The 19,419-nt window shown below is 54.7% G+C and carries 17 protein-coding genes; 13 read left to right on the forward strand and 4 right to left on the reverse strand.

The genetic code is table 11. The features are described 5' to 3' along the window. Positions 1–58: 58 nt before the first annotated feature. Complete coding sequence (narQ, locus tag EOS98_RS06570) at positions 59–1,759, reverse strand: nitrate/nitrite two-component system sensor histidine kinase NarQ (protein WP_000216814.1); 1,701 nt, start codon at positions 1,757–1,759, stop codon at positions 59–61. A gap of 185 nt (positions 1,760–1,944) precedes the next feature. On the opposite strand from narQ, the gene aegA reads away from it, so the two are divergent. After that, positions 1,945–3,906 carry a formate-dependent uric acid utilization protein AegA gene (aegA, locus tag EOS98_RS06575; RefSeq protein WP_079902448.1) on the forward strand — a complete coding sequence of 654 codons (1,962 nt, stop codon included), beginning with the start codon at positions 1,945–1,947 and terminating at the stop codon, positions 3,904–3,906. Between the two features lie 448 nt (positions 3,907–4,354). Here aegA and pbp4b read toward each other — a convergent pair whose 3' ends face one another. After that, the gene (gene pbp4b, locus EOS98_RS06580) at positions 4,355–5,653 is read right to left on the reverse strand and encodes a penicillin binding protein PBP4B (RefSeq protein ID WP_000673293.1); all 1,299 of its coding nucleotides are present in this window, start codon (positions 5,651–5,653) and stop codon (positions 4,355–4,357) included. A 203-nt stretch (positions 5,654–5,856) separates the two neighbouring features. Here pbp4b and nudK point away from each other — a divergent pair, with 203 nt between their 5' ends. From nudK to EOS98_RS06595, 3 genes are all read left to right on the forward strand, one after another. Then, positions 5,857–6,432: a GDP-mannose pyrophosphatase NudK gene (gene nudK, locus EOS98_RS06585; RefSeq protein ID WP_000084037.1), complete on the forward strand. Its 576-nt coding sequence runs from the start codon at positions 5,857–5,859 to the stop codon at positions 6,430–6,432. A 124-nt stretch (positions 6,433–6,556) separates the two neighbouring features. Further along, positions 6,557–7,600 carry a DUF1176 domain-containing protein gene (locus EOS98_RS06590; RefSeq protein WP_001270671.1) on the forward strand — a complete coding sequence of 348 codons (1,044 nt, stop codon included), beginning with the start codon at positions 6,557–6,559 and terminating at the stop codon, positions 7,598–7,600. Between the two features lie 127 nt (positions 7,601–7,727). Continuing rightward, positions 7,728–7,958, forward strand: a complete 231-nt coding sequence (locus tag EOS98_RS06595) for a hypothetical protein (RefSeq protein WP_000700635.1) — start codon at positions 7,728–7,730, stop codon at positions 7,956–7,958. A gap of 62 nt (positions 7,959–8,020) precedes the next feature. Here the strand turns inward: EOS98_RS06595 and tkt are convergent, their stop codons facing one another. Continuing rightward, a complete protein-coding gene (gene tkt, locus EOS98_RS06600; RefSeq protein ID WP_000087326.1) occupies positions 8,021–10,021 on the reverse strand; it encodes a transketolase in 2,001 nt (666 codons plus the stop codon). A gap of 19 nt (positions 10,022–10,040) precedes the next feature. Continuing rightward, on the reverse strand, positions 10,041–10,991 hold the full coding sequence (tal, locus tag EOS98_RS06605; RefSeq protein WP_023215833.1) for a transaldolase: 951 nt from the start codon (positions 10,989–10,991) through the stop codon (positions 10,041–10,043). A 271-nt stretch (positions 10,992–11,262) separates the two neighbouring features. Here tal and maeB point away from each other — a divergent pair, with 271 nt between their 5' ends. The 9 genes from maeB to EOS98_RS06650 all read left to right on the forward strand — a co-directional run bounded on the left by maeB (position 11,263) and on the right by EOS98_RS06650 (position 19,412). Beyond that, complete coding sequence (gene maeB, locus EOS98_RS06610) at positions 11,263–13,542, forward strand: NADP-dependent oxaloacetate-decarboxylating malate dehydrogenase (RefSeq protein WP_000344299.1); 2,280 nt, start codon at positions 11,263–11,265, stop codon at positions 13,540–13,542. A gap of 416 nt (positions 13,543–13,958) precedes the next feature. Next, complete coding sequence (gene eutS, locus EOS98_RS06615) at positions 13,959–14,294, forward strand: ethanolamine utilization microcompartment protein EutS (protein WP_001031445.1); 336 nt, start codon at positions 13,959–13,961, stop codon at positions 14,292–14,294. Positions 14,295–14,306: 12 nt separating this feature from the next. Beyond that, positions 14,307–14,786, forward strand: a complete 480-nt coding sequence (eutP, locus tag EOS98_RS06620) for an ethanolamine utilization acetate kinase EutP (RefSeq protein ID WP_000820751.1) — start codon at positions 14,307–14,309, stop codon at positions 14,784–14,786. Beyond that, positions 14,764–15,453 carry an ethanolamine utilization acetate kinase EutQ gene (gene eutQ / locus EOS98_RS06625; RefSeq protein ID WP_000733861.1) on the forward strand — a complete coding sequence of 230 codons (690 nt, stop codon included), beginning with the start codon at positions 14,764–14,766 and terminating at the stop codon, positions 15,451–15,453. Before eutP ends, eutQ begins: the two co-directional genes overlap by 23 nt. Next, positions 15,450–16,253, forward strand: coding sequence for an ethanolamine utilization cob(I)yrinic acid a,c-diamide adenosyltransferase EutT (eutT, locus tag EOS98_RS06630; RefSeq protein ID WP_080194624.1), 804 nt, complete (start codon positions 15,450–15,452; stop codon positions 16,251–16,253). Before eutQ ends, eutT begins: the two co-directional genes overlap by 4 nt. Continuing rightward, complete coding sequence (pta, locus tag EOS98_RS06635; protein WP_000582927.1) at positions 16,250–17,266, forward strand: phosphate acetyltransferase; 1,017 nt, start codon at positions 16,250–16,252, stop codon at positions 17,264–17,266. The genes eutT and pta overlap by 4 nt, the downstream gene beginning before the upstream one ends. A 40-nt stretch (positions 17,267–17,306) precedes the next feature. Further along, positions 17,307–17,597 carry an ethanolamine utilization microcompartment protein EutM gene (gene eutM / locus EOS98_RS06640; RefSeq protein WP_000387716.1) on the forward strand — a complete coding sequence of 97 codons (291 nt, stop codon included), beginning with the start codon at positions 17,307–17,309 and terminating at the stop codon, positions 17,595–17,597. A gap of 112 nt (positions 17,598–17,709) precedes the next feature. Continuing rightward, the gene (gene eutN, locus EOS98_RS06645; protein WP_001522340.1) at positions 17,710–17,997 is read left to right on the forward strand and encodes an ethanolamine utilization microcompartment protein EutN; all 288 of its coding nucleotides are present in this window, start codon (positions 17,710–17,712) and stop codon (positions 17,995–17,997) included. A gap of 11 nt (positions 17,998–18,008) precedes the next feature. Next, positions 18,009–19,412, forward strand: coding sequence for an aldehyde dehydrogenase family protein (locus EOS98_RS06650; protein WP_001075640.1), 1,404 nt, complete (start codon positions 18,009–18,011; stop codon positions 19,410–19,412). Positions 19,413–19,419: the final 7 nt, after the last annotated feature.

Raw genomic sequence — 19,419 nt, forward strand, 5'->3', positions numbered from 1 at the left:
ACTTTTTGTGCCAACGCCGGAAAGCCTGACATCTGGCCTTCCGGCGATTTGCCGTTCTTTACGTTAACTGACTCTCTTCCTTGTTGGAGGAGCGAAAACTGATACTGACCAGTGTGCCGCCGCCGGAGGGTTGCGAAAAATTCAGCGTGCCGCCAAGGCGCTCCGCGCGCTCACGCATTATATTCAGACCATAGTGTCCGGCAGGCTCATGCGGTTCGCCGATACCAATGCCATTATCGCGAATATAAACGGTATGATCGCCGTCAGGCGCGGTGACGCAGCTCACGGCGATTTCGCTCGCGTTGGCGTGTTTAATGGCGTTCAGGACCGCTTCGCGCACAATTTGCAACAAATGCACCTGCATTTGCGCATCCAGCGCCAGCGTGGGTAAACGGCAATCCAACGTGAGTTTGGCCGGGGTCTGACTCTGTAAATCTTCCAGCATCTCATGCAATGCGGAGGGTAAATCGGCCTGCTGTAACGTCAGACGGAACGTGGTGAGTAGCTCGCGAAGCTGACGGTAGGCGTCGTTCAGCGCTCTGGAAAAATCCGCCATGATGCTTTGCGCGCCGGCGTTATCCTCAGGAATAGCGCGCTTCAAAAGCGTTAACTGAATACGTAAATAAGAAAGTACCTGCGCCAGCGAATCGTGTAGCTCACGGGCAATCGTCGCGCGCTCTTCCATTAACAAAAGTTGCTGGAAGTGTTTTTGCGCCTGATTAAAGTACAAACCACGCCCCAGCATCGTGGAGACGCTGTTCAGCAGCGGCGTAGAGGCATTAACGTTGGGGCTTTGCCAGTGGAGTTCGCCATAGACCGTGTCCTGCATCGTCACTGGCAGCATTTGCATCGGCAGGTCGGGGCTTTGCGTGCCTTCGCTAATCCGCCAGTTATCGCCCACGGTTAACTCCAGATACCAGGCGGCGTCATGTTCACGGACAATTTGCAAAATATGGCGAAAACAGTGGACATCGATTTGGCTGGTATTCAGCGCTTGGGAGCACTGGTATAACACCTCCAGGCGGCGGTGCGCTTCGTGCAGATCGTGCGTTTTTTCTTCCACCGAGGCTTCCAGCGAACGATAAAGTTTATGCAGCTCGCTCGACATCTGACTAAACGTTTTCGCCAACAATCCCAGCTCATTGGGTAAGCTGGTATCCAACGGCAGCGGGGCGAACTGACCATGTTCAATTCGCTGACTGGCGGTGACCAGTTGATTCAGCGGGCGAACGACCTGCTGGCGAATACGCCGTAGGGTAAAAAAGACCAGCGTAAATATGCCGATACCGCCCGCCAGCGATATGGCGACGACCAGCATGACTTTACGCTCGGCGTAATGCTGTAACGCCAGAACGAAGAGATCAATTTGATCGACATAATTGTTGATATTGGTCTGATACCAGGCAATGTCGCCGTCCTGTAGGCGGCTATTCATCTCCAGCCAGTTGGCGTGCAGGCGCGCATAGCGAGTTTTCACCGCCTGCGGCACATACCAGGCGTTGAGATTTTGCAGTACCGGCGAGTTGAGCGCGTGCTGGAAAAGTTGACGATGCGCATTAATCTGCGGGCTACGGCTTTGCAGATCGTAACCCAGCCGATAGCTCTGCATTCGTAGCGAACCGGCGATATTGATCGCTTCGGCATCCCGTAAACTGCTGGTCAGCGTCAGTAATGCGCTGCCGGTGGACAGAATAGACAACAGCACAATATAGAAAAAAGCCTTAGCCAGACTGGCTGAGACCGGGCGTTTAACCGTCACGCTGGCACTCCCCGCATTTAGCTGAATCACAATTGCATTTGCTTTGAAATAAATTGATCTGCCACAGGTTCTGGACAGATAGTTGTGCTTCCTGGGCAGATGAACATTGCCGACCCCGCCTTCGTCAGTTAATAACAATGCTCATATAAAGAATAAGGTTTTTACAACCAAAACAGAAGGATGCCATGAATCGTTTTATTATGGCCAATAGCCAGCAGTGTCTGGGCTGCCATGCCTGCGAGGTCGCCTGCGTAATGGCTCACAATGATGAGCGACATGTCCTGACGTCACAGCGCTATCAGCCCCGAATTACTGTCATCAAACATCAGCGCCAGCGCAGCGCGGTTACATGTCACCATTGCGAAGATGCGCCCTGCGCCCGTAGCTGTCCGAACGGCGCGATCGCGCATATTAACGACAGCGTGCAGGTCAATGCGCAGAAGTGTATCGGCTGTAAATCCTGCGTCGTCGCCTGCCCATTCGGCACCATGCAGATGGTATTGACGCCCGTCGCGCCAAACCAGTTCAAAGCCAGCGCGCATAAATGCGATCTGTGTCAGGGACGTGAACAGGGTCCGGCCTGTGTGGAAAATTGCCCGGCGGATGCGCTGCAACTGGTCACCGAAGACTCGTTGACCCGTCTGGCTAAAACGCGACGGCTGCGTACCGCCCGGCAGGAGATTCGCCCCTGGCATACCGTGGATACACAACACAGTGGGACAGCAAGCAGCAAAGTCGAGCGTATGCAGGCGACGCCGCCGCGCGGCGAACCGGATAAACTGGCGATTGAAGCGCGTAAAACCACCTTTGAGGAAATTTATCTGCCGTTTCGCGCCGCGCAGGCGGAGCGTGAAGCGGCCCGCTGCCTCACATGCGGGGAACACAGTATCTGCGAATGGACCTGTCCGCTGCATAACCATATTCCCCAGTGGATCGAACTGGTGAAAGCCGGCGATATTGATGCGGCGGTAGAGCTTTCCCACCAGACCAACTGTCTGCCGGAAATTACCGGGCGCGTCTGTCCGCAGGATCGGCTATGCGAAGGCGCGTGTACACTCCGCGATGAGTATGGCGCGGTTACCATCGGCAACATTGAGCGCTATATCTCCGATCGCGCTCTGAGCAAAGGCTGGCGTCCCGACCTGTCGGACGTACAGAAGAGCGATAAGCGCGTGGCGATTATCGGCGCGGGGCCGGCAGGTCTTGCCTGCGCTGACGTGCTGGCGCGCCATGGCGTAAGCGCCACCGTCTACGATCGCCATCCGGAAATCGGCGGTTTACTCACCTTTGGTATTCCGGCTTTCAAACTGGATAAATCTCTGCTGGCGCGCCGTCGGGAAATCTTCAGCGCGATGGGGATTCGTTTCGAGCTTAACTGCGAAGTAGGGAAAGATATTTCTCTGGAGACGCTGCTGGAGAGTTATGACGCCGTCTTTGTCGGGGTAGGAACCTATCGTTCCATGAAGGCTGATTTACCGAATGAAGACGCGCCGGGGGTATATGATGCGTTGCCATTCCTCATCGCCAATACCAAACAGGTGATGGGGCTTCCGGCGTTGCCTGACGAGCCGTTTATTGATACTGCGGGCCTTAACGTGGTTGTGCTGGGCGGCGGTGACACCGCAATGGACTGCGTACGTACGGCGCTGCGTCATGGCGCTGCTAACGTCACCTGCGCTTATCGCCGCGATGAGGCCAATATGCCGGGGTCGAAAAAAGAGGTGAAAAACGCGCGGGAAGAGGGCGCGAACTTTGAATTTAACGTTCAGCCGGTTGAGTTGGTGCTGGATACGCACGGGCGCGCCAGCGGTATTCGCTTTTTGCGTACGCGGCTTGGCGAACCGGATGGTCAGGGGCGACGCCGCCCGGTACCTGTACCGGACAGCGAGTTCGTGATGCCGGCAGATGCGGTCATTATGGCGTTTGGTTTTCATCCGCATGGTATGTCGTGGCTGGAATCGCATGGCGTGAAGGTGGATAACTGGGGACGTATTGCCGCCAGCGTCGAGAGCGAGTTTCGTTACCAGACGTCCAACCCGAAAATTTTCGCTGGCGGCGATGCGGTGCGCGGCGCCGATTTGGTGGTGACGGCGATGGCAGAAGGCCGACATGCTGCGCAGGGGATACTCGACTGGTTAGCTAAATAAGCGTATTTGTAGGCCGGTTAAGGCCTGGAACGGTTAAATGATTGAGTGATAAAAAATCTTAAACTTATTGGCTAACCTTACTCCGTTTGCAGAAATGTTGACGCTCGCAGGGCTGGACGCCCTGCGATAAACATTTTTCCGTCGGGTCGACGTTTAACAGGCCTGATGAGGCCAATCTTAGTATTGAAAATAGAGTGTAAATTGAAGGAAGGGACGCTATCAGAATCCCTTCTTAGAGCCTATCCCATTAGGGCTATTTTACTTGCCATTTTGGTCCTGGGCAGTGCTCGCCAAAACGCGTTAGCGTTTTGAACGCCGCTTGCGGCGGCCCGAAGGGCGAGCGTAGCGAGTCAAACCTCACGTACTACGTGTACGCTCCGGTTTTTGCGCGCTGTCCGTGTCCAAACTGGCTGCGCCAATAACGCCTACAGAGATAGGCTCTTAATTTTTATTTTAAGGAACCATATATCTGGTCAACAATCCAGCCATACGTCGCCGCAGGTAATAATCCACTGACAAAAACATTCGGATTCACTTTAGGATTTGCTACCGGCGAGTGCGGCCTGTTACCTAAAATCACAATCGCCATATGATTAACCGGATCGATAGACGTCAGCGTGCCGGTCCATCCGGTATGTCCATACGTTTGCGGACTGGCTAATACCCCGAACGTGGGGGTCATTGAGGCGTTGCCGTTAACGCGCCACCCCAGACCAAAGGTAGCGTCTTCTGGCGAGCGGCGAGTAAACTGCGCAACCGTTTTGTCGTCGAATAGCTTCACGTTACCGTAGCCGCCCCCATTGAGCATGACTTGCATTAACACAGCCATATCATGGGTGTCAGAAAACAGTCCGGCGTGTCCTGAAACGCCGCCCATTGAGTACCAGGCTTTTTCATCATGCACCTGGCCCCATAGTGTATTGGTGCGAATATTGGGGAAATGAATCACGCCGTCACGCGTGTTGCCATGTAGTTCCGTTGCGGCGATTTGCGGCGGCGTGAAGCCTTTCATCAGCGGGTTAAAGACGGTATGTTTTAATCCGAGCGGTTTATAAATGGTGGTTTCGACGTAGCGATCTAATGGCATTGCCGTTATCGATTCAATGATAAAACCAAGAATCATATAATCCACGTCGCTGTAGATATGCTTCGACCCAGGTTGATATTCCAGCGGTGTCTTTTTAATCATCTCCAGAGTAGTGCTTTTACTCTGTGAGAATAATTTACCGGCGACGTTTTTATTAGGATATTGTGGGTCGGCAGGAAAGCCCGCGACGTGATGAAGAATATCAATAATGCGGAGTTTATCTTTGCCTTTTATTTTATCCCCAGGCATATCCTTAAAGCCGGGGATATATTTTGATACCAAATCATTGACATCTATTTTTCCTTCATACACTAGTTTTTGCAATGCGAAATTAGTGGCATACATTTTTGTGTTTGAAGCCAGGTCATACATCGTGTTAGTGGTCGCCCGAATGGGATGGGCTAACAGCGTGGAACCGTCATATTTTTTGGCATAGCCCCAGGCTTTTTGTAGAACAATATGATTATCTTTTATCACCAGAAGATTGATGCTGGGATATCCGGCATCAATTTGATTTTGAATCCAGCCATCAAGTCGGTGAAGTTTTTGGCTATCAAACCCCACCTGATCAGGGCTCGCGGTGGTCAATACCGGATACTCAACGGCAAAAGCTGAAAGGGAAAACGTCAGTAGAACCGTCGCAACGAGAGTAAATTTCATGATGATTCCCTCAGTCTCACTCCGGCCGTCAAATCATATCGCGAGCATGGACTCTGCGGCCCGGAGAAGCAGAATATGGTCATGGCAGTGACAGAAAAATATGGCTGTACATCCGTTCAGTCGGCATTAAGGATTAACCCTTCAGCAGACAAAACCGACCTCACGGCGTAATATTAATGCTCTTTTTACACCCTGGAGCCAGCATGTCGCAAACCATTACGCTTATTAAGGATAAAATTCTTTCTGATAATTATTTTACTCTGCGCAACATTACCTATGACCTGACCCGTCGTAATGGCGAGGTTATCCGTCACAAGCGTGAGGTTTACGATCGCGGGAATGGCGCAACCATTCTGCTTTACAACTCAACTAAAAAAACCGTGGTTCTGGTTCGCCAGTTTCGCGTGGCGACATGGGTCAACGGTAATCAAGACGGTATGTTAATTGAAACCTGCGCTGGCCTGCTTGATAACGACGAGCCGGAGGTCTGTATCCGTAAAGAGGCCATTGAAGAGACAGGGTATGACGTTGGCGAGGTACGCAAGATATTTGAGCTTTATATGTCGCCAGGCGGCGTCACGGAGCTGATTCATTTCTTCATTGCCGAATATCATGATAGCGAGCGCGCCAGCATCGGCGGCGGCGTGGAGGACGAAGAGATTGAGGTGCTTGAACTGCCGTTTTCCCGGGCGCTGGAAATGGTGCGCTCAGGTGAGATTCGGGACGGTAAGACCGTGTTATTGCTTAACTATTTACAGACGTCTCATCTAATGGACTGAAAAAAAAGAAATATATTTCTTTACACAAAAAAGACCAATCCGATAAATCTGATTGAGAACCCTGATGCGCGCAAGGAAGATACCGCCTTAGCTGTGTTGTTCTGAATCTGGGGTTGTTCCGTTCATGCGCTACCGCGTTATTCTTTTTTGTCTGTTTGGCCTGTTGCCGGTCCAGCTACTGTGGGCTGCGCCAGCGCAACGGACTTTTTCCGACTGGCAGGTCACCTGCAATAACCAAAATTTTTGCGTAGCGCGCAATACTGGCGAACATCATGGGCTGGTGATGACATTAAGCCGCAGCGCCGGGGCGCGTACCGATGCGGTACTGCGTATCGACCGCGGCGGTTTGGCGCCGCCCGACGCTAAAGAAGCCGCAATTGCGCCTCGCTTATTGCTGGATGGCAAACCGCTTTCGTTCAACAGTCCACACTGGCGCGTGTCGCCCTGGCATCTCATGACCGGCGATCCTGCCACCATCACCGCATTTTTACAGACGATTCAGGATGCGCAGGCCATCACCTTAAAAAACGGCGTTCAGACGCTTTCGCTGGCGGGATTAAAAGCGGCATTACTGTTTATCGACGCGCAACAAAAACGTGTGGGCAGCGAAACCGCCTGGATTGAAAAAGGAAACGAACCGCCGCTCAGCGTGCCCCCGGCGCCGGCATTAAAGGGGATCGCCGTGATTAATCCAACGCCCGTACCGCTGAGTGAGGAAGAACGCGACGATCTGCTGGACTACGCAGCATGGCGGGTAAACGGCATTCGTTGTTCGCTTGACCCGCTGCGTCGCGAGACGCAGGTCAGCGCGTTGACGGATGATAAAGCGTTATTGATTGTTAACTGCGAAGCCGGCGCCTATAACACTATTGATCTCGCCTGGGTAGTTTCACGCAAAAAAACGCTCGTCTCGCGCGCCGTACGTTTGCGGCTGCCGTTTAATCGCGGCGTCGAAAGTAATGACATGGAGTTGATGAACGCCTTCTTTGACGAGAAAACGCGTGAACTGGTGACGTTGGCGAAAGGGCGGGGGTTAACCGACTGCGGTATCCAGACGCGCTGGCGTTATGATGGCGATCGTTTTCGTCTGGTGCGTTATGCCGAAGAACCGAGCTGCGATAGCTGGCACGGGCCGGATGCCTGGCCTACGCTGTGGATCACGCGTTGAATCCTGGTTGTTATCCCCTTTTCAGAATAGGGATACACCTATTGAGGTTTCATTTATGGTATAGAGATTGCTACGTTACGGTAGGATTGTTACTTTACCCGATAGCCTCACCACAGCAGGAAATAGTATGAAAATAAATAATGGCCCCGTATTATGCCCCCATTGTGGCTGCCTGAGCGCTTATTATGAAATAGATCGGCTGGCGGCGATAAGAGAAAAAGTGAATAAAGAAGGCGGATCAGCGGCGTGGGATTCAACATTGCAGGCGCATAAAAAAAAGGCCTTTTGCCTGATGTGCCATAAATCCATTGATGAGGTCGTCATCGGGCAGTCAGATGCGCCTGAGTCTACGAAGTAATTTTGCACAGCCTACAGAACAGGTCTGCAGACTGTGCAAAGTCTGTGTTGCTAACGCTCGCCTTAGCCTTTGATGTTCAGCACCCGGCGGGCTTTTTCTACAATATTTTCCACGGTAAAGCCAAAATACGGGAACAGTTTGTCAGCCGGGGCGGATTCACCGTATCCCGTCATGCCGATAATTGCGCCTTTTAGGCCAACATATTTATACCAGTAGTCGGCTATACCGGCTTCCACCGCGACGCGGGCGGTCACGTGCGCCGGTAGCACAGATTCGCGATATGCCTCGTCCTGCGCATCGAAAATATCCGTTGAAGGCAACGACACCACGCGAACGTTATGCCCCTCGCCAGTCAATTTTTCCGCCGCCTGTAGGGTAATTTCCATTTCCGATCCGGTAGCGATCAGAATGATATCCGGCTTGCCGCCGCTATCTTTCAGAATATAACCGCCGCGGGCAATCGCTTTCACCTGTTCCGGCGTGCGTTCCACCTGCGCCAGATTCTGCCGCGAGAGAATCAGCGCCGTCGGCCCGTGCTGACGTTCAATGGCCAGCTTCCAGCCGACCGCCGCCTCAACCTGATCGCAGGGACGCCAGGTGCTGAAGTTTGGCGTTAAGCGCAGGCTCGCCAGTTGTTCCACGGCCTGGTGCGTCGGGCCATCTTCGCCTAAACCGATGGAGTCGTGGGTATAGACCATAATCTGCCGGGCTTTCATTAAGGCCGCCATACGCGCCGCGTTACGCGCATATTCGACAAACATCAGAAACGTGGCGGTATACGGTACAAAGCCGCCGTGGTGGGCGATGCCGTTGGCAATGGCGGTCATGCCGAATTCGCGCACGCCATAGTGGATATAATTACCTGCCGGATCCTCTTTCAACGAGGTCGAACCTTTCCAGATAGTCAGGTTGCTCGGCGCCAGATCCGCCGATCCGCCCAACAGTTCCGGCAACAGGGGACCGTAGGCATTGAGCGTATTTTGCGATGCTTTACGGGTGGCGATTTTGGCCGGATTAGCCTGCAAGTCGTTAATAAATTTTTGCGTGGCGGATTCCCATGCCTCCGGCAGTCCGCCGCTCATCCGGCGGGTAAACTCTGCGGCCAGCTCAGGATAAGCCTTCTCATAAGCAGCAAACTTTTCCTGCCACTGCTGCTGCGCTTTCTCGCCTTTTTCACGGCCATCCCACGCGCGGTAAATTTCTTTTGGGATCTCGAACGCCGGATGATGCCATCCCAGCTTCTGGCGGGTCAGCGCCACCTCTTCTTCGCCCAGCGCCGCGCCGTGCGACTCCTCCTTCCCGGCTTTATTCGGCGAGCCAAAACCTATCACCGTCCGACAGATAATTAGCGAAGGTTTATCTTTTACGCTCTGGGCTTCGAGAATGGCTTTTTTCACCGCCTCCGGATCGTGCCCGTCAATGTCATGCACGACATGCCAGTGGTAGGCTTCAAAACGTTTGGCGGTATCGTCGGTAAACCAGCCTTCGGTTTCGCCATCAATGGAGATGCCGTTGTGATCATAAAAGCCGATCAGTTTGCCCAGTCCCAGCGTACCAGCCAGCGAACACACCTCATGCGAGATCCCCTCCATCAGACAGCCGTCGCCCATAAAGACATAGGTGTAGTGGTCGACAATCTCATGGTCCGGCCGGTTGAACTGTGCGCCTAACGTACGCTCGGCAATCGCCAGCCCGACGGCATTCGCCAGCCCCTGGCCCAGCGGCCCGGTGGTGGTTTCAACGCCGGGCGTATAGCCAATCTCCGGGTGACCAGGCGTTTTAGAGTGCAGTTGACGGAAGTTTTTTAACTCCTCCAGCGGCAGGTCATAACCGGTTAAATGCAGCAGACTATAGAGCAGCATGGAGGCGTGACCGTTGGAAAGGATAAAACGGTCACGGTCATACCAGGTCGGATCGGTGGGGTTATGTTTAAGAAAATCGTTCCATAGCACTTCAGCGATATCCGCCATCCCCATCGGCGCGCCGGGGTGCCCGGAATTGGCTTTTTGAACGGCATCCATGCTCAGCGCACGAATCGCATTGGCAAGGTCTTTACGGGACATAAATCACTCCATGCAAGGTTTATAGTTTGGCGGCAAGCAGGTCTTCCAGTTTGCGCTGGTCAACGGCAAAAAGACGGATACCTTCCGACAGCTTCTCTACGGCCATCGCGTCCTGATTATGTTCCCAGCGGAACTCCGCTTCCGTCATTGGCGTAGGACGGTGGAACATCTGCGAGGAAGGCACCAGTTTACGGATCACCGGTTCTTCTTTTTCTTTCAGCTCTTTAAGCAGGTTAGGGGAGATAGTCAGTCGATCGCAGCCGGTTAGCGCGAGGATTTGCTCAGTACGGCGGAAACTTGCGCCCATCACGATGGTTTCATAGCGATGTTGTTTAAAGTAATCGTAGATATTGCGTACCGATTTCACGCCGGGATCTTCCTCCACGACATACGGCTCCAGTGGACTACGCGTCTGATACCAGTCGTAAATTCGGCCCACGAACGGAGAGATTAAATAGACGCCCGCTTCGGCGCAGGCGCGCGCCTGGGCAAAAGAGAACAACAACGTCAGGTTGCAATTAATGCCTTCTTTTTCGAGCTGTTCGGCGGCGCGAATACCTTCCCAGGTCGCGGCGAGCTTGATCAGAATGCGTGATTTATCAACATCCTGCTGCTGGTAGAGATCCACCAGATGGCGTGCTTTCTCGATACTTTTTTCTTTATCGAACGATAACCGCGCGTCGACTTCAGTGGAGACGCGACCGGGAATACTTTTCAGTATTTCCGCGCCAAAATTAACCGCCAGTTTATCGCTGGCTGCCGCAACCTGCTGTTCCTGCGTACCGCCGTGTTTTTTCCCCCAGGCAATCGCATCCTCAATCAAATGACCATACTGCTCAAGTCCGGCGGCTTTCAGCAGTAAAGAGGGATTTGTCGTGGCATCCTGCGGCTGGTAGTGGCGGATGGACTCGATGTCGCCGCTGTCGGCGACGACGGTAGTGAATTGTTTGATGCCGTCTAGCTGGTTCATAGGAAATACTCCTTGAAAAGTAAAGTGTTAGATGAGTGTGTTGATTCACACTTCTGAAAGATTGATACACTACATAACCAAAAAGCATAGCAGACAGGCATGGTATTGCTGGTATAAGCAGGTAACATGGCCGTTATAAGTTGATAACAAACTCTTGCGCCGCGTCGTGATAGTTTGCAGACCTTCAAAGTTTGTGTTGCGCAGTACGGTGATAATGTGCGGCGCACCAGGCCGCGTCACTTTTTGAACGATACGTGAAAGGAACAACAAAATGGATGAGCAGTTAAAACAAAGCGCCCTTGATTTCCACGAATTTCCGGTACCCGGTAAAATTCAGGTTTCTCCGACTAAGCCCCTTGCCACCCAACGCGATCTGGCGTTGGCTTACTCGCCAGGCGTGGCGGCGCCCTGCCTGGAAATCGAAAAAGATCCGCTGGCAGCCTACAAATACACCGCGCGCGGCAACCTTGTCGCGGTCATTTCCAACGGTACAGCGGTACTGGGGTTAGGCAACATTGGCGCGCTGGCCGGCAAACCGGTCATGGAAGGCAAAGGCGTTCTGTTTAAAAAATTCGCCGGCATCGATGTGTTTGACATTGAAGTCGATGAGCTTGATCCGGACAAATTTATCAATGTGGTCGCAGCGCTGGAGCCGACCTTTGGCGGCATTAACCTCGAAGACATTAAAGCGCCGGAATGTTTCTATATTGAGCAGAAACTGCGCGAGCGCATGAACATCCCGGTTTTCCATGACGATCAGCATGGAACGGCGATCATCAGTACGGCCGCCATTCTTAATGGCCTGCGAGTCGTAGAGAAAAATATTTCCGACGTGCGGATGGTCGTCTCCGGCGCAGGGGCGGCGGCAATCGCTTGTATGAACCTGCTGGTCGCGTTGGGGATGCAAAAGCACAACATCGTGGTGTGCGACTCTAAGGGCGTTATTTACAAAGGCCGTGAGCCGAATATGGCGGAGACCAAAGCGGCCTATGCGGTAGACGACAGCGGCAAGCGCACGCTGGATGAGGTCATTGACGGCGCGGATATTTTCCTCGGCTGTTCAGGCCCGAAAGTGCTGACTCAGGAGATGGTGAAGAAAATGGCCCGCGCGCCAATGATTCTGGCGCTGGCTAACCCGGAACCGGAAATTCTGCCGCCGCTGGCGAAAGAAGTGCGCCCGGACGCCATTATCTGTACCGGTCGTTCCGACTATCCGAACCAGGTGAACAACGTATTGTGCTTCCCGTTTATCTTCCGCGGCGCACTGGACGTCGGCGCGACGGCGATCAACGAAGAGATGAAACTGGCGGCGGTCCGTGCGATTGCCGAGCTGGCGCACGCCGAACAGAGCGAAGTGGTGGCCTCGGCCTATGGCGATCAGGACCTGAGCTTTGGGCCGGAATACATTATTCCGAAACCGTTTGACCCGCGTCTGATTGTCAAAATCGCTCCGGCGGTCGCGAAAGCGGCAATGGATTCCGGCGTGGCGACGCGCCCGATTGCTGACTTTGATGCCTATATCGATAAACTGACCGAGTTTGTCTACAAAACCAACCTGTTCATGAAGCCGATCTTCTCGCAGGCACGTAAAGATCCGAAGCGCGTAGTGCTGCCGGAAGGGGAAGAGGCGCGCGTGCTGCACGCAACCCAGGAGTTGATCACCCTGGGGCTGGCGAAGCCCATCCTGATCGGGCGTCCGAGCGTGATCGAAATGCGTATCCAGAAACTGGGGCTACAGATCAAAGCGGGCGTTGATTTCGAGATCGTGAATAATGAATCCGATCCGCGCTTCAAAGAGTACTGGAGCGAGTATTACCAGATCATGAAGCGTCGCGGGGTAACTCAGGAACAGGCGCAGCGTGCGATGATCGGCAACCATACGGCCATTGGCGCGATCATGGTGCAGCGTGGGGAAGCGGATGCGATGATCTGCGGCACCATCGGCGACTACCATGAGCATTTCAGCGTCGTGAAAGCCGTCTTTGGCTACCGTGACGGCGTGCATACGGCAGGGGCGATGAACGCCTTACTGCTGCCAAGCGGCAACACTTTTATCGCCGATACTTATGTTAACGAAGATCCCACGCCGGAACAGTTGGCGGAGATCGCCGTAATGGCGGCGGAAACCGTTCGCCGCTTTGGTATTGAGCCGAAAGTCGCGCTGTTGTCGCACTCTAACTTTGGTTCCTCAAATTCGCTGTCCGCCAGCAAAATGCGCGAAACCCTTGAGCGGGTACGCGAACGAGCGCCCGATCTGATGATTGACGGTGAGATGCACGGTGATGCGGCGTTGGTAGAAAGTATTCGTAATGACCGGATGCCGGATAGCCCGCTGAAGGGAGCCGCCAATATTCTGGTGATGCCGAATATGGAAGCCGCCCGCATTAGTTACAACTTACTCCGCGTCTCCAGTTCCGAAGGCGTCACGGTCGGCCCGGTCCTGATGGGCGTGTCTAAACCGGTACATGTATTAACGCCGATCGCCTCTGTACGCCGTATCGTGAATATGGTGGCGTTAGCGGTAGTTGAAGCGCAAACCACGCCGCTTTAATAACGCATTACTCTCTCTTCTGGCGCAGGTTCTCCTGCGCTTTTTTTATGCGCCGCTGGGCTTCGCCATGACATGAAAGGCTCAGGTGGGGATACTCTGGAACCTATTGCGTTACCCCTACTTATTTCACTGAATCTGTACTATGCACAAATCGAGTGATACGCATTATTTTTATCAATAGTAGTAATACAAAGAATAGCCGGTGGGTATTTATTGCGGAACAGGCTTAAATTCAGAATGACGCCTGAAAATGTGATGCACCACGATATTTATCGTTAACACCCTCGACAGAAGTCCCTTTTATTTTCTTTCTCTTAGTGATCTACCTCACCTTTTACATCACCTTGCCGAATTTTGTTATTTACTCCGACAAAAAATTGCCACGATGACGGCAGTTTCAGTGGAGGCGGTGAGCAATGAATAAAGAACGCATTATTCAGGAATTTGTGCCGGGCAAACAGGTCACGCTGGCGCATCTCATTGCGCACCCTGGTGAAGAACTGGCGAAAAAGATCGGCGTTCCCGATGCTGGCGCGATTGGCATTATGACCTTAACGCCGGGAGAAACGGCCATGATCGCTGGCGATTTAGCGATGAAGGCTGCGGATGTACACATCGGTTTTCTCGACAGATTTAGCGGTGCGCTGGTGATTTATGGCACCGTCGGCGCAGTAGAAGAAGCGCTATTACAGACGGTCAGCGGGCTGGGGCGATTATTAAACTTTACCCTGTGTGAGTTAACAAAAAGTTAATTGGTGGCGGTAATGAAACGTATTGCTTTTGTCGGCGCGGTCGGTGCCGGAAAGACAACGCTTTTTAACGCGTTACGGGGAAATTATTCCCTCGCCAGAAAAACGCAGGCCGTGGAATTTAATGATCATGGCGATATCGATACGCCGGGTGAATATTTTAGCCATCCCCGTTGGTATCACGCCTTAATTACCACGTTGCAGGATGTGGACACGCTGATTTATGTCCACGCGGCAAACGATAAAGAAAGTCGCTTACCTGCCGGGTTATTGGATGTTGGAACCCGTAAACGACATATCGCCGTTATCAGCAAAACGGACATGCCGGATGCCGACGTCGCCGCTACGCGGCAGTTGCTTTGCGAGATTGGATTCCGGGAGCCGATTTTCGAGCTCAACGGCCACGACCCGCAAAGCGTGCGGCAGTTGGTGGATTATCTGGCGGCTCTCAGTGAACAGGAGGAAGAGGCAGGTGAAAAAACTTATCACAGCTAACGATATTCGTGCGGCCCACGCCCGCGGCGAACAGGCGATGTCGGTAGTGCTGCGCGCCAGCATTATTACCCCGGAGGCTCGCGAAGTGGCGGAACTACTGGGCTTCACGATTACCGAATGCGACGAGCCCGTCCCGGCATCCACATCGGCGCAGGCGTGTAAAAGCGAAAGCCAGCGCATTCGGGAAGCCATCATCGCGCAGCTCCCGGAAGGACAGTTTACTGAAAGCCTGGTGGCGCAGTTGATGGAAAAAGTGCTCAAGGAAAAGCAGTCGCTGGAACTGGGGACGATGCAACCGAGCTTTACCTCCGTCACGGGTAAAGGCGGCGTGAAAGTCATTGACGGCAGCAGCGTGAAATTTGGCCGCTTCGACGGCGCCGAACCGCACTGCGTCGGCTTAACCGATCTGGTTACAGAGCAGGATGGCAGCAGCATGGCCGCCGGGTTTATGCAGTGGGACAACGCCTTTTTCCCGTGGACGCTGAACTACGACGAAATCGACATGGTGCTGGAGGGCGAACTGCATGTACGCCATGAAGGCGAAACCATGATTGCCAAAGCCGGAGATGTGATGTTCATCCCTAAAGGCTCCAGCATTGAATTTGGCACGCCAACGTCCGTGCGCTTTCTGTACGTCGCCTGGCCTGCAAACTGGCAATCCGTATGAACGATTTCATCACCGAAACGTGGCTCAGAGCGAATCATACGCTCAGCGAAGGATCGGAGATCCATCTGCCCGCTGACGCACGACTGACGCCCTCGGCCCGGGAACTGCTGGAAAGTCGCCGCCTGCGCATTAAGTTTCTGGATCAGCAAGGCCGGCTGTTTGTCGATGATGACGAACAGCAGCCGCAGCCGGTACATGGCTTAACCAGTAGCGATACGCACCCACAGGCCTGCTGTGAACTGTGCCGCCAGCCGGTGGTGAAAAAGCCCGATACGCTGACCCATCTGACGGCGGACAAAATGGTCGCCAAAAGCGACCCGCGCCTCGGCTTTCGCGCCGCGCTCGACAGCGCCATCGCGCTAACCGTGTGGCTACAAATCGAACTGGCGGAACCCTGGCAGCCGTGGCTTTTCGATATCCGCTCGCGGCTGGGCAACATTATGCGCGCCGACGCTATAGATGAACCGCTGGCGGCGCAGTCTATCGTCGGGCTGAACGAGGATGAGCTGCATCGGCTTTCCCACCAGCCGCTGCGCTATCTCGACCACGATCACCTGGTGCCGGAGGCCAGCCACGGTCGCGATGCGGCGCTGCTTAATCTCCTGCGAACCAAAGTCCGCGAAACAGAAACCCTCGCCGCACAAGTGTTTATAACCCGTAGTTTTGAGGTCTTGCGCCCGGACATTTTACAGGCGCTGAACCGTCTCTCCAGCACGGTTTACGTGATGATGATTTTGAGCGTGACGAAACATCCGCTGACGGTCGCCCAAATTCAACAACGGTTGGGAGAGAAGCCATGATCATTGAACGCGCCCGCGAACTGGCGGTACGCGCCCCCGCCAGAGTCGTCTTTCCTGATGCGCTGGACGAACGCGTGCTGAAAGCGGCGCATTACCTGCAACAGTACGGTCTGGCTCGCCCCGTTCTGGTCGCCAGTCCGTTTGCGCTGCGTCAGTTTGCCCTGAGTCATCGTATGGCGATGGATGGCATTCAGGTCATCGACCCACACAGCAACCTGAGTATGCGCCAGCGTTTTGCGCAACGCTGGCTTGCCCGTGCCGGAGAAAAAACGCCGCCGGACGCAGTGGAAAAGCTTAGCGACCCGCTAATGTTCGCTGCCGCCATGGTGAGCGCCGGTGAGGCTGATGTGTGTATCGCAGGCAACCTGTCGTCAACGGCGAACGTGCTGCGCGCAGGGCTGCGGGTGATTGGCCTGCAACCCGGGTGCAAAACATTGTCGTCTATTTTCCTGATGCTGCCGCAGTATGCCGGTCCGGCATTAGGGTTCGCCGATTGCAGCGTAGTGCCGCAGCCGACGGCGGCGCAGCTGGCGGATATCGCTATCGCCAGCGCCGACACCTGGCGGGCCATTACCGGCGAAGAGCCGCGCGTGGCGATGCTGTCATTTTCAAGCAACGGCAGCGCCCGTCACCCCAATGTTGCTAACGTACAGCAGGCGACAGAGCTCGTTCGCGAACGTGCGCCGCAACTGCTTGTGGACGGTGAATTGCAGTTTGACGCCGCTTTCGTACCGGAGGTCGCCGCGCAAAAAGCGCCTGACAGCCCGCTGCAAGGCCGCGCCAACGTGATGATTTTCCCGTCGCTGGAGGCGGGCAATATTGGCTACAAAATCGCTCAGCGTCTGGGAGGCTATCGCGCTGTTGGGCCGCTAATTCAGGGGCTTGCCGCGCCGCTTCACGACCTCTCCCGAGGCTGTAGCGTGCAGGAAATTATCGAACTGGCGTTGGTGGCAGCCGTGCCGCGCCAGGCTGACGTGAGCCGCGAACGCAGCTTACACACACTGGTTGAATGAACGGTCCCGTTCTGGACCCCTTTAATGAGAGGAAAACACGATGGAAGCATTAGGAATGATTGAAACCCGGGGCCTGGTTGCGCTGATTGAGGCCTCAGATGCGATGGTAAAAGCCGCACGCGTGAAGCTGGTCGGCGTGAAGCAGATTGGCGGTGGCCTGTGTACGGCCATGGTGCGTGGCGACGTGGCGGCGTGCAAAGCCGCAACCGATGCTGGCGCCGCTGCGGCGCAGCGCATTGGCGAGCTGGTCTCCGTACACGTGATTCCACGCCCGCACGGCGATCTGGAAGAAGTGTTCCCGATCAGCTTCAAAGGCGACAGCAACATTTGATGGTAGGCCGGATAAGACGCGCAGCGTCGCCATCCGGCATGAATGCGCGCCATTGCCTGATGGTGCGCAGATTCAAGGCCTACGACCCAACGGGCAATCCATGGAGGCGGATATGAAACTGGCAGTCGTCACAGGACAAATCGTATGTACCGTCCGCCATCAGGGACTGGCGCATGACAAATTGCTGATGGTGGAAATGATCGATGCCCAGGGCAACCCCGACGGGCAGTGTGCCGTCGCTATCGACAGTATCGGGGCGGGAACCGGAGAGTGGGTACTGCTGGTCAGCGGCAGTTCCGCACGCCAGGCGCATCGCAGCGAATTATCACCGGTCGATCTGTGCGTCATTGGCATCGTCGATGAAGTGGTGGCTGGCGGGAAAGTGGTTTTCCATAAATAGGACTGAACATCATGAATCAACAGGATATTGAACAGGTGGTGAAAGCGGTACTGCTGAAAATGAAAGACAGCAGCCAGCCGGCCAGCACTGTTCATGAGATGGGCGTTTTTGCCTCCCTGGATGACGCAGTGGCGGCAGCAAAACGGGCCCAGCAGGGGCTGAAGAGCGTGGCGATGCGCCAGCTTGCTATTCATGCCATTCGCGAGGCGGGCGAAAAACACGCCCGAGAATTAGCGGAGCTTGCCGTCAGCGAAACCGGCATGGGACGCGTTGACGATAAATTTGCTAAAAACGTGGCGCAGGCGCGCGGCACGCCGGGCGTCGAGTGTTTATCTCCGCAGGTGCTGACCGGCGATAACGGCCTGACGCTGATTGAAAATGCGCCGTGGGGCGTGGTGGCCTCGGTCACGCCGTCCACCAATCCGGCGGCGACGGTGATTAATAACGCCATCAGCCTGATTGCCGCAGGCAACAGCGTCGTGTTTGCCCCGCATCCGGCGGCGAAAAAGGTCTCTCAGCGGGCAATCACCCTCCTCAATCAGGCTGTGGTCGCCGCCGGCGGCCCGGAAAATCTGCTGGTCACCGTGGCGAACCCGGATATCGAAACCGCCCAGCGGTTGTTCAAATATCCCGGTATTGGCCTGCTGGTGGTGACCGGCGGCGAAGCGGTGGTGGACGCGGCGCGCAAACATACTAATAAACGCCTGATCGCCGCCGGTGCCGGTAATCCCCCGGTGGTGGTGGATGAGACCGCCGACCTGCCGCGCGCTGCACAATCCATCGTCAAAGGCGCGTCGTTTGATAACAACATCATCTGTGCCGACGAAAAAGTGCTGATTGTGGTGGATAGCGTCGCCGACGAGCTGATGCGTCTGATGGAAGGTCAGCACGCGGTGAAACTGACCGCCGCTCAGGCCGAACAGCTCCAGCCGGTGCTGCTGAAGAATATCGATGAACGCGGTAAAGGCACCGTCAGCCGTGACTGGGTCGGTCGTGACGCGGGCAAGATTGCCGCAGCCATCGGCCTGAACGTCCCGGATCAAACGCGCCTGCTGTTTGTGGAAACGCCCGCTAACCATCCCTTTGCCGTCACTGAAATGATGATGCCGGTACTGCCGGTGGTACGGGTCGCCAACGTCGAAGAAGCCATCGCCCTGGCGGTTCAGCTTGAAGGCGGTTGCCACCATACGGCGGCGATGCACTCGCGCAATATCGACAACATGAACCAGATGGCGAACGCCATCGACACCAGCATTTTCGTCAAAAACGGGCCGTGCATTGCCGGGCTTGGATTGGGCGGAGAAGGCTGGACCACCATGACTATCACTACGCCAACCGGTGAAGGCGTGACCAGCGCACGTACCTTTGTGCGGCTGCGTCGATGCGTGCTGGTGGATGCGTTTCGCATTGTATAAGGGATGA

This window comes from Salmonella sp. SSDFZ69 (assembly GCF_004010755.1).
Classification (GTDB): domain Bacteria; phylum Pseudomonadota; class Gammaproteobacteria; order Enterobacterales; family Enterobacteriaceae; genus Salmonella; species Salmonella enterica.